Consider the following 19755-nt stretch of genomic DNA (forward strand, 5'->3'; position numbering starts at 1 on the left):
GGAGACTACCTCTATGCCCCTAGCCATTGCCATGAACAGCCCCGGCGGCCCCGAGACGATGCAGCTCGTTGATCTCCCCATCACCGAACCGGGTCCCGGTCAGGCCCGTATCCGCCAAAGCATTTCCGGCGTCAATTTCGTCGATATCTACATTCGCTCGGGTCTTTACCCACGGCCACCCGGCCAGACCATTCTCGGCTTCGAGGGTGCAGGTGTCGTGGATGCGATCGGCGCCGGCGTCGAATGCCTGAAGGTCGGCGATCGCGTTGCCTATGTCGGTCATCCGCTCGGAAGCTACACCGAGATGCGTACCCTGCCCGCCTCCCGGCTGATAAAACTGCCCGACGGCGTCAGCGAGCGGCTTGCCGGCAGCTCGATGCTACGCGGGCTTACCGCCCAGATGCTGCTGCACAAGGTCCATCCTGTGCAGCCAGGCGAGTGGATCCTGGTGCACGCGGCCGCTGGCGGCGTCGGACAGATCGTCACCCGCTGGGCTAAGCGGCTCGGCGCAAACGTCATCGCCACCGTCGGCTCGGAAGCCAAGGCGGAGTTTGCCTATGAGGCCGGCGCCGATACCGTCCTCCTGCACACATCCGAGGATTGGGTAGAGGAAACCCGCCGCATCGCCGACCGCCGGGGCGTACATTTCGCCATAGACGGCATCGGCGGCGCAATGCTGTCGCAGACGCTCGCCGCCGTGCGCCCCTTCGGCATGGTCGCCAGCCTCGGACAGCCGGCCGGCCCCATTCCGCCGATCGAGATCGAGGAATTGACCGCCCCCCGAGCCATCGCGCTTTCACGCCCAAGCGTGCTGGTCTATGCCAACGATCCCGATCTCTACCGGCAAGGCGCGGAGATCCTCATGGCGGAGTTGCAGGCCGGCCTGATCAATCCGATCGGCGCGGAATATACGCTCAAGGATGCAGCCATCGCCCATGCCGATCTGGAGGCCGGGCGGACGACGGCAAGCGTGGTTTTGACGATGTGAAGCGCGGGCAACACAATCACCTGATCCCGTCAATGGTCTTTGCTGCATAGCAGCACTTCCATTGACCGGACCCGCTTTTGCCTGATACCAATTGGTTGTGGCATCGCTGCCATTTCCATCCGGTATAACCCCCGACCCGTCGTGGCAAACAGCATGGACACCGCCTGGCCGGTGCCCGCAGGCGATATCTCGTGAACACTGCCTCTCAGACCATCCAGTCCAACTCGGCGCTGACCCTCATCTCCATCGTCGCGCTGACCTTCTTTGGCTATCTGGCCATTGGCCTGCCGCTTGCCGTGCTGCCGACCCATGTCGATAGCGGCCTCGGCTTCGGTGTCGTCTGGGCCGGCATCGCCATCAGCACGCAATATGTGGCGACCATCGTCAGCCGCGCGCAGGTCGGACGCTTGTGCGACCAGTATGGCCCGCGCCGTTCGGTTTTCCTCGGCTTTTTCGCCTACGGGCTTTGCGGCGCCCTGACGCTCGCATCGGCGCTTGTGACGGACATTCCGGCGGCGAGCCTGTCGCTGCTGCTTGCCGGACGCCTGGCGCTCGGTATCGGCGAAAGCCTGGTCAGCACGGCGGCGATCACCTGGGCGATCGGCCTAATGGGATCGCGCGAAACGGTGCGCATCATCTCCTGGAACGGCATCGCCACCTATGGCGGCATCGCGCTTGCCGCTCCCTTCGGCGCCTGGCTGGAGGGGCAATATGGTTTCTTCGCCATCGGCGCTGTGACGATCGGCCTGGCGATTGCCGGTGTGATGCTGGCGCAGACGCGACCACCCGTGCCCGGCATCAAGGAAAAAGGCATCGGCACAGGTCAGGTGCTCAGCCGCATCCTGCCTTACGGCGTGGCGCTGGCGCTCGCCTCCAGTGGCTTCGGCGTGGTCATGGCCTTCGTTGCCCTGTTTTTCCATAACCGCGGTTGGGACGGGGCTTCTCTGGCATTGAGTGCCTTTGGCCTCGCCTTTATGAGCATCCGCCTCGGATTGGCGCAAGCCGTCGCCCGCTTCGGCGGCCTGCCGCTGGCGCGTATTTCGCTGGTGCTTGAGATAGTCGGCCTGCTGACGATTGCCCTTGCTTCGACGCCCACGGTCGCGATCATTGGCTCAGCCCTTGCCGGCGCCGGCTTTGCACCGGTCTTCCCGGCACTCGGCAACGAGGCGATGGCGCGCATTCCGCCGCAGAATCGCGGCGTGGCGCTCGGCCTCTACTCGATGTTCCTCGATGTGGCGCTCGGCGGCACCGGTCCGATCGCCGGCGTGCTTGCCGATCACTTCGGCTATACGGCACCCTTCTTCCTTGGCGGCGGCGCCGTCCTGCTCAGCCTTGCGATCTGCTTCTGGCTGCGCAGGACAAACAACGCATAGAGCCAAAGGCTTCGGGAAACCGAAGCCTTTGATCCTGTTTCCCGATAATCGTTGCGCGAAGCGACCATGGCTTGGTATGGACCTGCGACGATTACAAGCAGGAGACAGGCGCATGAACATCACCGAAATCGTTCTTGAAGGCGATACCACGGGGATCGCATGGCGGCTGCCGGTGCTGCATTTCAAAGGCAGCAAGCCGGATGCTCCGAAGATCTATATCCAGGCGGCGCTGCATGCCGGCGAGCTGCCGGGCACGGCGCTTGCCCATTTCCTTTGTGAGCGGCTGCGGCAGGCCGAAGCAGGGGGCGCGCTTCTGAGCGATATCACCGTCGTGCCGCACGCCAACCCGATCGGTGCTGCGCAATCGCATTTCGGCGAGATGCAGGGCCGTTTCGACCTCAGCTCGCGCGCCAATTTCAACCGCGATTTCCCGCTGATCTCACTGCACGACCGCCATCTGCTGATCGCAAACCTGGAGCGCTATTCCGCCGTCGACCGGTTGAAACGGCAGCTGATCCATATGGCGCTCGGGGCCGATCTGGTGATCGACCTGCATTGCGACGATGAGTCCCTGCAATATGCCTATATCGACGATGCCTTCTGGCCGGAGGCCGCCGATCTCGCGGCGGCGCTGGACATGGACGCCGTGCTGCTATCCGACGGCGAAAGCTCGGCCTTCGAGGAAGCGGTCAGCTTTGCCTGGAAATATGAGGTGCCCGGCGAGAAGAAGGCGCAGTTGCCGGGCAAGCTGTCGGTCACCGTCGAGTTGCGCGGCACGCGCGATGTCTATCCGGAGATGGCGAGGAAGGATGCCGAAGGGCTCTGGCGTTTCCTTGCCGCCCGTGGCGCGATCAGTGACGACAGCGTCACTCTCTCCGCCTTCACCGGACCGGCGGTGCCGCTCGACAATGTCGAGATGATCCGCGCGCCGCGGGCCGGCACCGTGCTCTTCCATCGCAATATCGGCGAGCGCGTCGAGGAAGGCGATCTGCTGGTGACGATCATCACCGCCCCCGGCATGCCGAACGGGACGATCGACGTTCACGCTCCGCAGGCAGGCCTCATCGTCACCCGCGTCTCCGACCGCCTGGTCCGCCGCCGTGGCGACCTGATGAAGATCGGCTGTGACAGGCCAAGTGCCGCCGCCCGCAAGCCCGGAACGCTGGAAGACTGAGATAGAGCAAGAGACGGAACCGATATGACCATCACCATTTACGGCATCAAGAATTGCGACACGATGAAGAAGGCGCGGACCTGGCTCGAGAGCCACGGCATCGCCTATGATTTCCATGACTACAAGGCCGTCGGCATCGACCGGGATCACCTGGAACGCTGGACGGCGGAAGCCGGCTGGGACATCGTGCTCAACCGCGCCGGCACCACTTTCAGGGCTCTGTCGGAAGCAGACCGCGCAGACCTCACCAAAGACAAGGCCATCGCCCTGATGCTGGCCCAACCTTCGATGATCAAACGCCCGGTGCTGGAAGCGGACGGAAAACTGCTGATCGGTTTCAAGCCGGAGATTTATGCCGGTGCCTTCAAGGTCGGTGCGTAAGGGCTGAACCATGTCCAAAACCACCCGCGCCACGCAAGTGCTGACCCAGGCGAAGGTCGCCTTCACTGTTCACGCCTATGATTACGATCCGAATGCCGAGCGGGTCGGCATGCAGGCAGCGGAAGCTTTGGGCGAGGAGCCGCGTCGGGTGTTGAAGACGCTGATGGCGGAGGTGGATGGCAAGCCAGTTTGCGTGGTCGTGCCTTCCGACCACGAAGTCAGCATGAAGAAGCTCGCAGCCGCTTTCGGCGGCAAATCGGCGAATATGATGAAACCCGCCGATGCCGAGCGGCTGACGGGCTATCATGTCGGTGGCATCAGCCCCTTCGGCCAGAAAAGAATCGTGCCAACGGCGATCGAGGCGCAGGCGATGACTGAAACGTACGTCTATATCAACGGCGGCCAGCGTGGCCTGCAGGTGCAGCTCAGTCCGCAGGACGCGCTCAAGGTTCTGAAAGCGAATGCCGCGCCGTTGATTGCCTGATCATACGCTTCAGCAGACGAACCGCCTTCATTTTCGCCGTAAACCGGTCTAAGTCTGAGGACCGTTTTCCGATTCCCAGCACGCAGGTTTTACCATGACGTCAGCCTCCAACCATCATCCCGTCGATACCGCTAAGCTGGGAAAGCTTGCCGAAGTGGCCGTGAAAGTCGGGTTGCAGCTGCAGGCCGGCCAGGATCTGCTCATCACCGCGCCGGTCGCGGCGATGCCGCTGGTGCGGTTGATCACGCGCGAGGCCTACAAGGCCGGCGCAGGGCTCGTCTCCACCTTTTACTCAGACGAGGAAACCACGCTCGCCCGCTATGAATACGGCCACGACCAGAGCTTCGATCGCGCGGCGAGCTGGCTCTATGAGGGCATGGGCAAGGCCTTCGCCAACAATACCGCGCGGCTCGCCATTTCCGGCGACAATCCGATGCTGCTCTCCGGCCAGGACCCGGCCAAGGTGGCGCGCGCCAATCGTGCCAATTCGGCCGCCTACAAGCCGGCGCTGGAGAAGATCTCCAATTTCGACATCAACTGGAACATCGTCTCCTACCCTAACCCTTCCTGGGCCAAGCTGGTCTTCCCAGACGATCCGGAAGCGATTGCCGTCGCCAAGCTTGCCAAGGCGATCTTCTCGGCCTCCCGCGTCGATGTCGAAGATCCGGTCGCGGCCTGGGCCGAGCACAATGCCAACCTGCGCAAGCGGTCCGAATGGATGAACGGCCAGTGCTTCGCGACGCTGCATTTCCAGGGTCCGGGCACCGACCTGAAGGTCGGCCTTGCCGATGGCCATGAGTGGCATGGCGGCGCTTCGACGGCCAAGAACGGCATCACCTGCAACCCGAACATTCCGACGGAAGAGGTGTTCACCACGCCGCATGCGCTGCGCGTCGAAGGCCATGTCTCCTCGACCAAGCCGCTGTCGCATCAGGGCACGCTGATCGACAATATCCAGGTTCGCTTCGAAGGCGGCCGCATTGTCGAAGCCAAGGCAACGCGTGGCGAGGAAGTGCTGAACAAGGTGCTCGACACCGACGAAGGCGCGCGCCGGCTCGGCGAAGTGGCGCTGGTGCCGCATTCCTCGCCGATCTCGGCCAGCGGCATCCTGTTCTACAACACGCTGTTCGACGAAAATGCCTCCTGCCACATCGCGCTCGGCCAGTGCTATTCGAAATGCTTCGTTGACGGAGCGAACTTGAGCCAGGAGCAGATCACGGCGCAGGGCGGCAATTCCAGCCTGATCCACATCGACTGGATGATCGGCTCCGACAAGGTCGACATCGACGGCATCAATGCCAACGGTTCGCGCGTGCCGGTCATGCGCAAGGGCGAGTGGGCGTAAGCCGGCATCGACGAGATGATTGTAAAAGAAAAGCGGGCCGAAGCCCGCTTTTCTACATTCATAGGCTGAACGTAACCAAGCCGTTTTCATCGATCGGCCATGCGGGATTCCAGGCGATTTCCCATGCATGATCGTCCGGATCGGCGACATACCCACGAAAGCCGCCATGCGGTGGCGCGTCAGCCTCCCGAACGACGTGTCCTCCTGCCCCAACCAACTGATCCATGACAGTGTTGACGTCCTCACGTCCGGGGACATTGTGCGCCAGCGAGAAAGCTCCGGGCACTTTCAGGCCCGATCGCCCCATATCCGCCTCCAGCGACGGGAGCTTGAATGTGCCGAGCACGAAGCCGTTCATTTGATAGAAAATGATCTCGTCGTTCTCGAAAACGGGCGTCCATCCGAACCCCTGCGTATAGAAACGCCTGGACCGGCCAAGATCGAGAACACCGATGGTGATAACTGAAATCTGCTGCTGCATAGCCAAACCTTTCGTTCGCCCCGCGGGATTGCGAGACGCTAAAGGTCTTGGGCCTCTACCGCAGTAGTGGAAGGACCCGCACTCGGCGGGGATTGGGCCAACCGCACCAACCTAACCTGTTTCAGACGAGCGCTAGTTTCGCCGATTCGAAAACTGGAATCAAGATGGCGGCCACCAGCTGGTTCAGGACGTTCAACGATGTAGGCTTAGAGAACAGCCAAGGTTTTCTTGACGCGAGCCAGATGGGCTAGGCGCCCGGCTTCGCTGACGCGGTCCATGTCGTGCAGAGTCAGCATGCGGAAATCGAGCCGCTTGGCGCAGAAGGCGGCAATGCCGCGCTTCATCAGACGACGCACCGGATTACCCATATAGAGATGGACGATCCACCAGGGCGAGCCGGTCGTCGTCAGCGCCCAGAAAAGGCGGATATTGGTGAGTTTCGGCACGATACGGCCACCGGCGGCATCGTGGGTGAAAGCGATACCGGGCGCAAAGGCGCGATCGAAGAAGCCCTTGAGGATGGCCGGAAAATTGAACCACCATTGCGGAAAGACCAGTATCAGGCCATCGGCCGCCTGCAGCTTCGCCACGATATCGCCGACGCCGGAGGTATCGTAGGGCTGGTCGAAGTAACCGCGCCGCTCGGCCTCGGACAGGCGCGGATCGAAGCCTTCGCGATAGAGATCGAGCAGATCGACCTGATGCCCCCCGGCGATGAGTGTTTCCTTTGCCGTTTTCGCCACCGCCGCGGCAAAACTATCCTCCAGCGGATGGGCGAGAACCAGCAGGATGCGCATCAGAACAGGCTTCCCTGGTTCGACGGATCGACGGGACCAGCGGGTTTCGCGATGCGTTTCTTTTGCGGCGCGCCGGCTGGTGGCTCCGTCGGTGCTGGGGCGACCGGGTTGTCTCCGGTGACTGCGCCGACGCGGCCGTCGGCGAACTCGATCGAGATTGCCGCACCGGTGGCAAGCGCTGCGGCCAGCGACACCGGCCGGTCGGCCTCGTCGCGCACGACGGCATAGCCGCGCTTCAGCACGTTCTTGTAGGACAGCGATTGCATCACGCGCTCCTGCGCCGCCAGCTCACCGCGCGCCCGCACAAGCTGATGGCGGATCGCCGTATCGGTGCGGCGGGAGAGATTTCCGAGCAGATCACGGGCGCGGCCGGTCTGCGTCTCCAGGCGCGAGGGAAGCGTTGCAAAAACGGCGTCGGCACGGCCGATGCGGGCGCGGGCGCGGTCGATCATCCGCTCGATGGTGCGCTCGGCGCGGGTCATCCGCTCGCTCAGCATCTGCCGCCGCTCGACGATGCGGTTCGATAGGACATCGGGCCGCAGATGCGAGGCGGCGCGCTCGAAGGTGCGGCGTTTGTTGAGCGTGTTCAGCTCAAGCCCGCGCCCGAGGCCGGAAGCCGCCTCGTCGAAGCGGCGGCGCGGCAGGGCCAGAAGCTGGTCGAGAGAGGGCAGTGCACGCAGTAGCGCGCGAACCGCCTGCCGGCGCTGATCCATTTGCCGGCTCACGCCTCCCTGCAGACGGGCGGCAAGGCTTGCGAGCTGCGCTTCCAGATCTACCTTGACCGGCACGGCCATTTCGGCGGCCCCGGTCGGCGTCGGCGCGCGGACATCGGCGGCATAGTCGATCAGCGTCCAGTCGGTCTCATGGCCGACGGCGGAGATCAGCGGGATTTCACTGGCGGCGGCGGCGCGCACCACCGCCTCATCGTTGAAGCTCCAGAGATCCTCAAGGCTGCCGCCGCCACGGGCGACGATCAGCACATCGGGACGCGGCAGCGGGCCGCCGGGCGCAAATTCGTTGAAGCCACGAATGGCGTTTGCAACCTCGTCGCCAGAGCCCTCTCCCTGCACTTTGACCGGCCAGACCAGCACATGCACGGGGAAACGATCGGAAATACGGTGCAGGATATCGCGGATGACCGCGCCGGTCGGCGACGTCACAACGCCGATCACCTTGGGCATGAAGGGAAGCCGGCGCTTGCGCTCGGCATCGAACAGGCCCTCGGCGCCAAGCTTGCGCTTGCGCTCCTCGAGCAGAGCCATCAGCGCGCCGGCACCGGCCGGCTCCAGCGTTTCGATGACGATCTGGTATTTCGACGAGCCGGGGAAGGTCGTCACCTTGCCGGTGGCGATGACCTCCATTCCCTCTTCAGGGCGGAATTTCAGCTTGGAGAATGTGCCTTTCCAGATCACCGCATCGATGCGGGCGCGATCGTCTTTCAGCGAAAAATAGGCGTGGCCCGAGGAATGCGGCCCGCGATAGCCGGAGATTTCGCCGCGCACGCGCACCTGATCAAAGGCACTCTCGACGGTGCGCTTGATCGACCCGGACAATTCCGAGACGGAATATTCCGCAAGATTCGACGGCGAATCATTCTCAAAGAAGCTGCTCATACGGTCTTTTATCCGAACTTGCCGAAAATGCGGAGATTCAAAAAGTGCGACTGCGTCCTTTGCACCTCCAATAGGACGTGCGGCGCGGTAGGCGCTTCATCAAGCGTTAACCCTATCCACAAAGCCTTTCTTAGCCATCCCCGTGTAATTCTGTGCAAACTGGTTCTTGGTAAAGAGGAGGTGGAGCGATGATATTCGTAACCGCCACGATCATTGGAATTGCCGCCGGCCTGCAGCGCTCGGCGATCGTCTCGATCCTGGGCGCGGCCCTGGTGAGCGTTGCCTTCATGGCAGCCGTCGCCATCTCGATGGTTCCGCCGCCGCTGACAACGTTGTTCATCGCGCTCGGCGGCTACAATCTCGGCTTCATCGGCTACCTCATTACGCTCGACGTACTGGAACACCAGCGCCGCGCCTAAGCAGCATCTTCAGTCCAGCGGTTTGAAGCGGAAGAACCGCACATCCGACTTCGCCGCAGCCGGGATCGGCTCCAGATAAGCGGGCACATGGCCCTTGCCAAGCTGAGCATAGAGCCCTTCCGGCTTCAGCTCTGAAACTTCCTGCACCTGCGGATCCCCAGGGCAAAAGGCAAGCAGTGTCACATGCGCGCCGCGCAGGAAGGCTTCCGCTTCCTTCGGCTCGGCAAGACCGATATGCAGCTCGGTCAACATGCCGTCGGGATCGCGATGATAGGGACCCGAGAGCGTGCGATGCGGCGTGAAGCGCAGGAGGGGCGAGCCCATGTTCGACGGCGCGGAAACGACGCCGGGGGCGAGACCGGCGATCGGCGCGAAGGCTTCCCTTGAAGCGCAGTCTCCCGTCTCATCGGCATTGGCGGCAAAACTGTTTGTGATCCCATTCTTGGCAAGCGCGCCGCCGACGGCCCAGACGGCGGGGACGGAAAGCAGCGTGGCAGTGACATAGAACAAGGCGGCGCGGACATTCTTCGTATCGGCGGCGGAGATGCGGCGAAGCTCCGCCAGCAGGATGGCGAGCGGCGGGATGGCGAGCAGATTGGAAAACTCGGCACCGCGCACCTGCACCAGCGCGACGACCCAGTTGACGGCGACCAAGGCCAGAAGAACCGCGTGCAGCCGGGCACACTCGCCACGAAACATGCGGACGATGCAGAGGATCATCGCCAGCAAGCCGGTGACGTAGAAGGCGCCGAGCGTTTCTGGCTGGTGTTGCGTCAGTGAGAAGATCGACTGCGCCTCGCTGACCTTGTTCAGCCAGAGCTGCACCAGCATCGGGTCGAGATCGGCGAGCGGATTGCGCAGGCATTGCGGCGCGATCACCAGGGTCGTCGCGAAGACGGCGGCGCCATTGGCCGCCAGCACCACCAGGCGCCACGGCCGCGACAGGCGGCTGGCAAACAGCGCCGACAGCAGCAGGCCGGCACCGCCGACGCTGGTGATGCTGTAGAAGCCGAGCGAGAGGTTGTCGCAGGTCACCGTGGAATAGAGATGCGGCGGCACCAGCACGAAGAAGGCGGCGCTGACGGCGATCGTCAGCGTCAGGGCGAAGGCACGGGCGGCGGGCGCGAAGATCTCGCCGTCCCAGGCCCATAGGCCGGCGACCGCCATACAGGCGACAGCGACAAAGGGCGTCGTCTCCGCGCCGATGCCGAGCGCGATGGCAAGCGCAATGGCGGCGATGGCGAAATTGCGCGGACGATAGGTTTCATCGGCCAGCATGGCGACGGAGAGCGCGACGAGGCCGAGCTGCACATTGTCATGATCGATCGAGCCGGGCATGAAGCGGCGCGACGTCAACACGAAAAGCGTCGTCAGGATCAGCGAGAAATGCATGCCCTCAACACCGGCGATCCGACGGCCGGCAAGACCCATGAAGGCCATCAGCGGCAATACCAGCATCAGCGGCCAGACGGTGAGTGCCGCCGCTTCCGCACTTTCCGGCGCAAGAAACAGCCGGAAGAAGGCGATCAGGCTGGCAATCGGCAGATCGATGAAGCGCGACCAGTGCATCAGTGTGCCGCCAGCAAGGCCGAGGCGGTACTGCATCATGTCGAACCAGCCCTGGCCGCCGAGGAAATCGCGCACTTCGACGAGGCGCATAACGTCGTCATTGTCAGGGCCGACATAGTCGGTGGCATGGCGATTGAAGACCAGCAGCACGACGATGGTGAAGAGCGTGTAGATCAGCGCGACGAGCCTCGGCCGCGACCAGAGCGACGGTACTTCCGTTTGCGCCGTAACGGCCGCTCCGCGCGTTACTGTCAGCGTCTGCGCCATCTCGATAAAACCCCGTATTCGAAGGACATCCGGGGCGCCACGCTAACCGCTGGCCATCAAGAAAGCGTAAAGCGAGGCGATGCGGCCGCCGATATCACGAGAATGTTTTCGCAAGAGCAATGGTCTGCCATTTTTCGCCCGCACCCCTAGGGTCTTATTAACGCACAACGGGATAGGCTCTCGTCCATTAGGCTCCAAGTGAAAGTCACGCGTAGGAACTGGCCAGAGACCATGTGGAACGAGAAGCTGAATATCGCCGTACTTCTGCCCTGCTACAATGAAGCCGCCACGATCGGCGACGTCGTTCGCGGCTTTCGCAAGGCACTGCCGCAGGCCGGCATCTACGTCTACGACAACAATTCCACCGACAGCACGGCGTTGCATGCCATGCTGGCGGGCGCGACCGTGGTGCGCGAGCGCCGGCAGGGCAAGGGGCATGTGGTGCGCCGCATGTTCGCCGATATCGACGCCGACATCTATCTCATGGCCGATGGCGACGGCACCTATGCGCCTGACGATGCGGAAGAGCTGATCCGCACGCTTCTGACCGAAGGTTCCGACATGGTCGTGGGCACGCGCCGTGGCGTGCATGACGATGCCGGTCGGCAGGGCCACGCCTTCGGCAACCGCATCTTCAACTGGCTTTACCGAACGATCTTCGGCCCCGATTTCACCGACATCTTCTCCGGCTACCGCGCCTTCTCGCGCCGCTTCGTCAAAAGCTTCCCAGCGGTGTCAGGCGGCTTCGAGATCGAGACGGAAATGTCGGTGCATGCCTCGCGGCTGAAACTGCCGGTCAGCGAGCTGGAGCTCGATTACGGCCGCCGGCCGGAGGGCTCGCATTCCAAGCTGTCGACCTTCCGCGACGGCTGGAAGATCCTCTGGATGTTCGCGATGCTGATGAAGGAAACGCGGCCTTTCGCCTTCTTCGGCATTCTGGGCGCCATTTCCATGGAGTTGAGCATCGGCTTCATGATCCCGGTGCTCTTCGAATATTTCGAAACCGGCCAGGTCTTGCGCATGCCTACCTGGGTGCTGTCCATGGCGCTGATGATGATTTCCTTCATGCTGTTCACGGCCGGGCTGATCCTCGATTCCGTCGCCCGCGCCCGTGCCGAACAGCTTCGCATTCACTATATGAGCTTGGCCAAGCCGGCATCGCGCCAGATGGGTGATGAGCGAACGGCCTCCATAACGGAACATGAGAAGCCGGCGAGCCGGAGAAAAAGGGCCAAGGCTGCATGAAGAAGCTTCTTCGCTTCCTGATCGCCGGCGGCGTTGGCTTCGTGGTCGATGCGGGCGTGCTGCATTTGCTGCTTTGGTACACGCCCTACGGCCCTTTTATTGGCCGGGCGGTGTCCATACCAAGCGCGTTGCTCGCCACATGGTTCCTCAACCGCAATTTCACCTTCGGCCGATCCGGCCGCTCGCTGGCGGCCGAAGGCTTCCGTTATGGTTCGGTCGGCCTGACCTCGGCATTGCTGAACTATGCCCTGTTCAGCTCGCTGCTGGTCGCCGAGCCGAGCTTGCGGCCGATCATAGCGCTGATCCTGGCATCAGCGGCGGCGACGGCGTTCAGCTTCTTCGGCTATTCGCGCTTCGTCTTCCGCCACCGCCAAAATCCCTAAAAATCTGAGTCAGACCGGTTCCCAACCATCCTTTTCGCTGGCGCGATAGATGGCGTCGATGACCTTCTGATTGAGCTTGGAGCTTTCCAGCGACACGACTTCGGTCTCCTTGCCGAGAGCGGCGGATGCGAAGGCTTCCGCCTCGCGCCGGTACTGGCGGCTGTCGGGGAAGCGGAAGATCTGCGATTCCGTGTGGCTGCGATTGGTCAGTTCCAGCTCTTCGGCACCGTAGCGGTCGGCATTGAAGGGGGACTTCACTTCGATAAACCCTTCCGTGCCATGGAAGACCATGACCTGGCGGTTGGCCAGTTGTGTCGAGACATAGAAGCTCATATCGAAATCGCCGAAGTCGGCCTTGACGCTGGAATAGATGTCCGTGCCGAATTCCGGATCGCGCTCGGTGACCGCCTGGATGCGCAGGGGTTCACGGCCGGTGACGAAGCGTGCTGATATCGTCGGATAGACGCCGATATCGGGCAGGCCGCCGCCACCGAGCGCCGGAATGTTGCGCATATTGCCGGCATCGCGGTTGAAATAGGTGAAGGCGCCCTGGATATGGCGCAGGCGGCCGATGGCGCCATCCGCCACTAGCGAGCGTACCTTCCGCCAGACCGGCGCATAGGTGACCATATAGGCCTCGCTCACCAGCACCTTGTTGCGGTCGCGGGCGGCGATCAGGCTGTCGATCTCGTCCGCCTTCAGCGCGATCGGCTTTTCGCAGAGCACATGCTTGCCGGCATCCGCCGCCTTGATCGTCCATTCGACATGCTGCGACGTCGGCAGCGGAATATAGACGGCATCGATCTTATCCGACGCCAGCATTTCCTCGTAGGAGCCGAAGGCATGCGGCACGGAGAAGCGATCCGCCATCTGCCGGGCGCGGGCGAGATCGCGGCTGGCAACCGCCGTCACCACGCAATTTTCCGCATCCTGAATGGCAGGCACAACCAGATCGCGGCCGATCTTCGCCGTCGACAAGATTCCGAAACGTAACATGATTTTCCTCCTGGAACATGATCCCGAAGTACCGATCCGCCGGGCGTCAAACGCGGCGCGGCTTTCGGCTGGGATCCTCATGACATTGATGGACGAAGCGAAACGAGGCAGGCGTTACCGCTCGGATGAAACCGAGACAGACCTTATTCGGCCGTTACTGATGGTGCAACGGTTTGGAACGACGCGGCGCCAAAAACATACGGCGGGCCTGAGAAGATGGATGGCCGAATTTGTCCCTATTTTGTCCGGCGCTTGGCTTTCATGGCTATCTATTGGAGCTTAATTTCGATTATCCTTCAAACACAGGAGATACCAAAATGTCCCATGCCGACACTGCCCTGCTGGTTATCGATGTCCAGGAATCCTTTCGCCAGCGTCCCTATTGGCAAACGGACGACCTGCCCGCCTTCACCAAGCGCCTGCAGGCACTGATCGACGGCGCCAAGGCGCGCGGCATTCCCGTCGTGCAGATTTTCCATGTCGAAAGCGCTGGCGACGAGCATTTCAGCCTGGAGAGCGGCTATGTCCGCACGCTTGAGGAAATCACGCTCGAGGCCGACGCCATATTCCACAAGCATCGCCATTCCGCCCTTGTCGGCTCCGGCCTCGATGTCTGGCTGGTGGAAAACGGCATCCGCAAGCTGATCGTTTCCGGCATCCGCACCGAGCAATGCTGCGAGACGACGACGCGCCATGCCTCCGATCTCGGCTATGCCGTCGATTACGTCACCGAGGCGACGCTGACCTTCCCGATGACGCATGCGTCGGGCACGGTTTTCAGCGTCGAGGACATCAAGAAGCGCACCGAGCTGGTACTTGCCGACCGCTTTGCCCGCATCGCGACAGTCGAAGACGCGCTTGCCTCGACGGCGCTCAGGAGCGCCGCATGAACCAAGGCGACAGACACCTCCATCGTCGCATCATTCCGGTCTATGTCGTCCTGCCGCCCTACACGCTGCTGATGGATGTCGCCGGGCCGATGGAGGTTCTGCGCCGCGCCAATGTCGAACAGGAGGACGTCCTGTTCGACTATCGCTTTATCGCCGCCCGGCCGACGCAGACGACGTCGGTCGGACTGCTGCTTGCCGAACTGTCGCCGCTACCGGATCGCATACCCGACGGAGCCTATGTCGTCGTGTCCGGCAGCGTTAACCCACCATCGGAGGCGGATGACGTCGAGCCGGAGTTGGAGACCCTCGCCGCATGGCTGAAGATGGCCATCCGGCCCGGCATCACGCTCGTCACCATCTGCTCCGGCGCCGTGCTCGCCGCCCGCGCCGGCCTGCTCGAGGGCCATGCCTGCACGACGCATGCGGCCTGCATCGAAGAAGTCCGACACTATGCCCCGACCGCGCGGGTTCTTGACAATAGGCTCTATGTCGAGGATCGCGAACGCTATTCCAGCGCCGGCATTTCCACCGGCACGGACCTGATGCTGCACATCGCTTCGAAACTTACTTCGCCGATGACGGCGCTGACGATCGCCCGCCACATGGTCGTCTACATGCGCCGCACCGGCGCCGAACCGCAGCTTTCGCCCTGGCTCAGCGGCCGCAACCATGTCCATCCCGCCATCCATCGCGTGCAGGATGCGATTATGGCCGATCCTGCCCATGGCTGGTCGCTGTCCGAACTTGCCGGCATCGGCGCAATGAGCCCGCGGCATATATCCCGGCTGTTCCAGGAGCATGCCGGCCTGTCGGTGACCGCCTATGTCAATCTGATGCGCGTCACGCTTGCCCGCGACGTGCTCACCAATTCGCGCATGGACATGGAGCGCGTGGCGGAAAAATCCGGCTTCGCCTCGCCGCGACACATGCGGCGCGTCTGGTCGAAATACAATGAACTGCCACCCAGCCACTACCGCCGATCGGCTGCCGAATAAAGAAATCGTTAGTGGAATTTCGCTGGCCGTGGCGCTAGCTTGCCTTGTCCCTCCCCGCCGGCGCCTCTGACGCCGGCTTCCTGCTCAAGTGATTTGGAGATGCATCATGGACCTGCGCAAGCTTGGACGCACCGATCTTTCCGTCGCGCCGATCGTCTTTGGCGGCAATGTCTTTGGCTGGACGGCCGATGAGAAAACCTCCTATGCCCTGCTCGACGCCTTCTTCGGCGCCGGCTTCAACACCATCGATACCGCCGACGTCTATTCGCGCTGGGTTCCCGGCAACAAGGGCGGCGATTCCGAAGAGATCATCGGCAAGTGGCTGAAGCAGAGTGGCGTCGCCCGCGACAAGGCGATCATCATCACCAAGGTCGGCTCGGACATGGGGCCGGACAAGAAGGGCCTGAAGGCGAACTATATTGTGCAGGCGGTCGAGGCATCGCTGAAGCGGTTGCAGACCGATTACATCGACCTCTATCTGTCGCACTGGCCGGATCCGGAAACGCCGCATGAGGAATCGCTTGCCGCCTATGCCAAGCTGAAGGAACAGGGCAAGATCCGCCATGCCGGCTGCTCCAACCTCAATGCCGAGCAGTTGCAGGCATCGCTCGACGCCGCCGCCAAGGCAGGCCTGCCGCGCTACGATGTGCTGCAACCGGAATATAATCTATACGCCCGCGACAGCTTCGAAGGTCCGCTGGCGGATCTCTGCGTCAAGGAAGATATCGGCGTCATCACCTATTTCAGCCTCGCCGCCGGCTTCCTCACCGGCAAATACCGCACCAAGGCCGATACAGAAGGCCGGGCGCGCGAAAACCGGGTGGCTGCCTATCTCGACGACAAGGGCCTGCGCATTCTCGCAGCCCTCGACAAGGTTTCCGCCGAAACCGGCTCGAAGCCTGCAGAAGTCGCGCTTGCCTGGCTGCTGCGCAAGCGGGGCGTCACCGCTCCAATCGCCAGCGCCACCAGCCTCAGCCAGCTTGACGCGCTGATCAATTCGGCGAAGCTCACGCTTTCCGACGAGGCCATGACCCTGCTCGACAAGGCCGGCGAATAGCCAAGGACAAACCGATGACCGTGGTCGTACGCGACGCCAGACCTGAAGATGAAACCCGCTGGCGCAAGCTCTGGGCCGGATATCTCGCCTTCTATCGCGTCGACCTCGCGCCCGATACCACCGACATGACATGGCGCCGGGTCTTCGATCCGGCGTCTGCCATATTCATGCGCGTCGCCGAGGTCGATGGCGAGGTCAAGGGCTTCGCGCTCTGCCTGACGCATGAGAGCACATGGATCAGAGAGCCGGAATGCTATCTGGAGGACCTGTTCGTCGACGAAGGCACACGCGGCCAGGGCGTCGGTCGGGCATTGCTCGACGATCTCGTCTCGCTTTGCAAGGGGAATGGCTGGGCGCGGCTCTATTGGCACACCGAAGAGGACAACGCCACGGCCCGCAAGCTCTATGACAGCTACATCAAGAGCGATGGGCTCATTCGTTACCGCATCAAGTTCTAAGCTTTGGCAGGCCCTCGTAGAGAGCGGAATGATCGCCTTCCCAGTTCGCCATACCCCTCTTGGTCAGCATGCCGCGCGGGCTGACATAGCTCTGGATGGTTCGCATCGGCCGCTCGTGCCACTGGATGTTGAAAGCCCATAATTTCGGGAAGAAGCAGAGCGAGGCATAGGGCAGGTGATCGTGGATCCACCAGGCCAGCTTTCGCCAATCACCCTCCTCGTGGCAATGATCGATCAACCACGGCACAACGACGCAAACGGCAGCGCCCATGCAGCCGTCCAGATCGCGCATGTCCCAGATGTGGTGCGCGGCGGTGTGGGGATTGGTCGAGCAATTCAGCCCGTTCCTGTTGCCGAAGGCGTTGACATCAGGCGCGCGGTAGCCGGAGCGGATATGCAGCCGGCCGAAAGTGGCTTCCAACGGTTCCAGTAGTTCTTCGCACAGCCTGCGGCCGCTCTCGATCGCCAGATCGGGATCGTCGGGGATATTGGGAATGCGATAGAAGTCGGCGATCTCCGAATGCAGGAAATCACGGAAGAAGAAACTCTTCGACAGCCTGACACGGCCGAGTTCTTCCAAGCCCTTCATCGACCCCGGCTTTTTCATCGTTACAAATCCTTGTCGTCGGCTCCTGCGGCCAGTTCAAGCATTTTGCCCCGAGCCGCCACCCGATTCCGTCAGCAGTGGATTTTCCCGCCGCTCTCCTCACGACCCTGTATATTTGAAGAAATCGATGAAGGCCCGGAGCGCCGGACGCATCTGGCGGCGGCTCGGATAATAGATGCAGAAGCCGGGATAGGACGGACACCAATCCTCCAGCACGCGGATGAGGCGGCCCTCGGCCAGTTCCCGCGCCACCCTTATGTCGAAGAAATAGGAGAGGCCGGCGCCATTCAGCGCCGCCAGAACCGCGAGCCGGTCTTCACCGACGATCAAGGGGCCGTCGACCGCGACGATCAGTTCACGGCCGTCCTTCTCGAATTCCCAACGATAAAGCGAACCATCGGTAAAGCGCCGCTTGATGCAGCGATGTTGGGCGAGATCGCGCGGGTGCAGGGGCTTCGGGTTCTTCGCGAAGTAAGCCGGGGAACCGGCAATGACGGTGCGGATGTCGGGTGATACCTTCACGGCGATCATATCCGCCTCCACGCTCTCCTCCAGCCGAATGCCGGCGTCGAAACCTTCCCTGACGATATCGCTGAAGCCATCCTCATTGGCGATCTCCAGCGTGATGTCGGGATAGGCGTTGAGGAAATCGCCGAGCCGCGGCGCCATCAGCAGATCGGAGGCGAAGCGCGGCGCGGTGATGCGGAGATTGCCGGCCGGGCGGCCACGGGTGGCCAGCGTATCCTCCAGCGCGATATCGATTTCCTCCAGCGCCGGCGCCAGCCGTTCCAGCAACGTCTTACCCTCCTCGGTCGGCAGGACGCTGCGGGTGGTGCGGGCAAGCAGCCGCACACCGAGACTTTCCTCCAGGCTGGAAACGGCATGACTGACGGCTGACGGCGCGATCGACAGTTCCTTGCCGGCGGCACGGAAGCTGCGATGGGCGGCGACAGCGGCGAAAACCGCCAATTGAGAGAGCTGGGTCCGGTTCATTGATCTAAATTATAGAACAGCCTGTTAGAATTTGCATGGGTTTTTGTTCACTATCGGGCGATCTATCTTGCTCTTGTCAGCGCGGACGACCAGCCCGGCCGTTTCCGATCGCAACAAAGCCTAAGAGGAATATGACAATGAAAACCCGCAAGCTTGGCAAGGATCTCACCGTTTCCGCCGTCGGTCTCGGCTGCATGGGCATGAGCTTCGCCTATGGCGCGACGGACGACAATGAATCGGTGAAGACGCTGCACCACGCCGTCGATCTCGGTGTCACCTTCTTCGATACCGCCGAGACCTACGGTCCCTTTACCAATGAAGTGCTGCTCGGCCGGGCACTGAAACCCGTCCGCGACCGTGTCGTCATCGCCACCAAGTTCGGCTTCAAGCTCGATCTGACCAAGTCGGGCCTGGCATCGATGATCGGCGTCGACAGCCGGCCGGAACATGTGAAGGCAGTGGCCGAGGCATCGCTGAAGCGGCTCGGCACCGATGTCATCGACCTGTTCTACCAGCACCGCGTCGATCCGAACGTTCCGATCGAGGATACCGTCGGCGCCATGGCAGAGCTGGTGAAAGAGGGCAAGGTGCGCGCGCTCGGCCTTTCCGAAGCCGGCGCCGCCACCATCCGCCGCGCCCATGCGGTGCACCCGATCGCCGCGCTGCAGAGCGAGTATTCGCTCTGGACCCGCGACCCGGAAGAAGAGGTGCTCGCCGTCTGCCGCGAACTCGGCATCGGCTTCGTGCCCTATAGCCCGCTTGGCCGCGGCTTCCTGACCGGTGCGATCAGCAAGGTGGACGACCTTGCCGCAGACGATTTCCGCCGCAACCTGCCGCGTTTCCAGGGTGAGAACTTCGACGCCAACGCCGCCCTCGTCGCCAAGCTCGAATCCCTCGCCAAGGACAAGGGCGTGACGGCCGCGCAACTGGCGCTCGCCTGGGTGCTGCATCAGGGTGACGACATCGTGCCGATCCCCGGCGCCCGCAAGCTGCACCATCTCGAGCAGAACGCAGCCGCCGCCGACATCACGCTTTCGGCTGCCGAAGTGCAGGCGCTGAGCGATATCATGCCGCTCGAAGAGGTAGCCGGAAAGCGATATACCGAGGCTTCTTTGGCGATGACGAATATCTGACAACGTCGTCAAGCATCCGACATGCAATCATGCAATAAGGACATCGGTTTCCGGGCCGATGTCTTTTCTTTTATGCGGCTGCACCGAAGCGGCGGAGCGTGGGATAG

At 62.4% G+C, this 19755-nt stretch carries 21 protein-coding genes; 14 read left to right on the top strand and 7 right to left on the bottom strand.

Annotated elements, in window-relative coordinates:
- Positions 1-13 precede the first annotated feature (13 nt).
- The 6 genes from AC1RO0_RS24525 to AC1RO0_RS24550 all read left to right on the top strand — a co-directional run bounded on the left by AC1RO0_RS24525 (position 14) and on the right by AC1RO0_RS24550 (position 5745).
- On the top strand, positions 14-988 hold the full coding sequence (locus AC1RO0_RS24525; protein WP_498595198.1) for a quinone oxidoreductase family protein: 975 nt from the start codon (positions 14-16) through the stop codon (positions 986-988).
- Positions 989-1179: 191 nt separating this feature from the next.
- Positions 1180-2361 carry an MFS transporter gene (locus AC1RO0_RS24530; RefSeq protein ID WP_498595199.1) on the top strand — a complete coding sequence of 394 codons (1182 nt, stop codon included), beginning with the start codon at positions 1180-1182 and terminating at the stop codon, positions 2359-2361.
- A gap of 112 nt (positions 2362-2473) precedes the next feature.
- Entirely contained in the window at positions 2474-3535 is a 1062-nt protein-coding gene (locus AC1RO0_RS24535) for a M14 family zinc carboxypeptidase (RefSeq protein WP_498595200.1), read from the top strand.
- Positions 3536-3559: 24 nt separating this feature from the next.
- Positions 3560-3916, top strand: a complete 357-nt coding sequence (locus AC1RO0_RS24540; RefSeq protein WP_498595201.1) for an ArsC family reductase — start codon at positions 3560-3562, stop codon at positions 3914-3916.
- 10 nt (positions 3917-3926) lie between these two features.
- Positions 3927-4400: a Cys-tRNA(Pro) deacylase gene (gene ybaK / locus AC1RO0_RS24545; protein WP_498595202.1), complete on the top strand. Its 474-nt coding sequence runs from the start codon at positions 3927-3929 to the stop codon at positions 4398-4400.
- Between the two features lie 94 nt (positions 4401-4494).
- On the top strand, positions 4495-5745 hold the full coding sequence (locus tag AC1RO0_RS24550) for an aminopeptidase (protein WP_498595203.1): 1251 nt from the start codon (positions 4495-4497) through the stop codon (positions 5743-5745).
- A 58-nt stretch (positions 5746-5803) separates the two neighbouring features.
- Here the strand turns inward: AC1RO0_RS24550 and AC1RO0_RS24555 are convergent, their stop codons facing one another.
- The 3 genes from AC1RO0_RS24555 to xseA form a co-directional block, all read right to left on the bottom strand.
- Positions 5804-6226, bottom strand: coding sequence for a VOC family protein (locus AC1RO0_RS24555; protein ID WP_498595204.1), 423 nt, complete (start codon positions 6224-6226; stop codon positions 5804-5806).
- Between the two features lie 206 nt (positions 6227-6432).
- Complete coding sequence (locus AC1RO0_RS24560) at positions 6433-7023, bottom strand: NAD(P)H-dependent oxidoreductase (RefSeq protein WP_498595205.1); 591 nt, start codon at positions 7021-7023, stop codon at positions 6433-6435.
- Entirely contained in the window at positions 7023-8636 is a 1614-nt protein-coding gene (gene xseA, locus AC1RO0_RS24565; protein WP_498595206.1) for an exodeoxyribonuclease VII large subunit, read from the bottom strand. Before xseA ends, AC1RO0_RS24560 begins: the two co-directional genes overlap by 1 nt.
- Positions 8637-8824: 188 nt before the next feature.
- Between xseA and AC1RO0_RS24570 the strand changes: the two genes are divergently transcribed.
- Positions 8825-9055, top strand: a complete 231-nt coding sequence (locus tag AC1RO0_RS24570) for a homogentisate export protein (protein WP_498595207.1) — start codon at positions 8825-8827, stop codon at positions 9053-9055.
- A gap of 9 nt (positions 9056-9064) precedes the next feature.
- On the opposite strand, the gene AC1RO0_RS24575 is transcribed toward AC1RO0_RS24570, so the two are convergent.
- On the bottom strand, positions 9065-10891 hold the full coding sequence (locus tag AC1RO0_RS24575) for a hypothetical protein (protein WP_498595208.1): 1827 nt from the start codon (positions 10889-10891) through the stop codon (positions 9065-9067).
- A gap of 231 nt (positions 10892-11122) precedes the next feature.
- On the opposite strand from AC1RO0_RS24575, the gene AC1RO0_RS24580 reads away from it, so the two are divergent.
- Both AC1RO0_RS24580 and AC1RO0_RS24585 read left to right on the top strand, forming a co-directional pair.
- Positions 11123-12136, top strand: a complete 1014-nt coding sequence (locus tag AC1RO0_RS24580) for a glycosyltransferase (RefSeq protein ID WP_498595209.1) — start codon at positions 11123-11125, stop codon at positions 12134-12136.
- Positions 12133-12519 (top strand): GtrA family protein, encoded by a 387-nt coding sequence (locus AC1RO0_RS24585; protein WP_498595210.1) that lies wholly within the window; start codon positions 12133-12135, stop codon positions 12517-12519. Before AC1RO0_RS24580 ends, AC1RO0_RS24585 begins: the two co-directional genes overlap by 4 nt.
- A gap of 9 nt (positions 12520-12528) precedes the next feature.
- Here AC1RO0_RS24585 and AC1RO0_RS24590 read toward each other — a convergent pair whose 3' ends face one another.
- Positions 12529-13515, bottom strand: a complete 987-nt coding sequence (locus AC1RO0_RS24590; RefSeq protein ID WP_498595211.1) for a Gfo/Idh/MocA family protein — start codon at positions 13513-13515, stop codon at positions 12529-12531.
- A gap of 317 nt (positions 13516-13832) precedes the next feature.
- Between AC1RO0_RS24590 and AC1RO0_RS24595 the strand changes: the two genes are divergently transcribed.
- The 4 genes from AC1RO0_RS24595 to AC1RO0_RS24610 all read left to right on the top strand — a co-directional run bounded on the left by AC1RO0_RS24595 (position 13833) and on the right by AC1RO0_RS24610 (position 16915).
- Positions 13833-14405 carry a cysteine hydrolase family protein gene (locus AC1RO0_RS24595; protein WP_498595212.1) on the top strand — a complete coding sequence of 191 codons (573 nt, stop codon included), beginning with the start codon at positions 13833-13835 and terminating at the stop codon, positions 14403-14405.
- Positions 14402-15400, top strand: a complete 999-nt coding sequence (locus AC1RO0_RS24600; RefSeq protein ID WP_498595213.1) for a GlxA family transcriptional regulator — start codon at positions 14402-14404, stop codon at positions 15398-15400. Before AC1RO0_RS24595 ends, AC1RO0_RS24600 begins: the two co-directional genes overlap by 4 nt.
- A 106-nt stretch (positions 15401-15506) precedes the next feature.
- Positions 15507-16457 (top strand): aldo/keto reductase, encoded by a 951-nt coding sequence (locus AC1RO0_RS24605; protein WP_498595214.1) that lies wholly within the window; start codon positions 15507-15509, stop codon positions 16455-16457.
- A gap of 14 nt (positions 16458-16471) precedes the next feature.
- Positions 16472-16915, top strand: a complete 444-nt coding sequence (locus AC1RO0_RS24610; protein WP_498595215.1) for a GNAT family N-acetyltransferase — start codon at positions 16472-16474, stop codon at positions 16913-16915.
- Here the strand turns inward: AC1RO0_RS24610 and AC1RO0_RS24615 are convergent.
- Positions 16905-17522, bottom strand: coding sequence for a hypothetical protein (locus AC1RO0_RS24615; protein WP_498595216.1), 618 nt, complete (start codon positions 17520-17522; stop codon positions 16905-16907). The two genes, AC1RO0_RS24610 and AC1RO0_RS24615, sit on opposite strands and share 11 nt — an antisense overlap.
- A 99-nt stretch (positions 17523-17621) precedes the next feature.
- On the bottom strand, positions 17622-18515 hold the full coding sequence (locus AC1RO0_RS24620; protein WP_498595217.1) for a LysR family transcriptional regulator: 894 nt from the start codon (positions 18513-18515) through the stop codon (positions 17622-17624).
- A gap of 137 nt (positions 18516-18652) precedes the next feature.
- On the opposite strand from AC1RO0_RS24620, the gene AC1RO0_RS24625 reads away from it, so the two are divergent.
- Positions 18653-19648, top strand: coding sequence for an aldo/keto reductase (locus AC1RO0_RS24625; RefSeq protein WP_498595218.1), 996 nt, complete (start codon positions 18653-18655; stop codon positions 19646-19648).
- Positions 19649-19755 lie beyond the last annotated feature (107 nt).

The sequence above is a fragment of the Rhizobium sp. GW821-FHT14E12 genome (assembly GCF_058803745.1).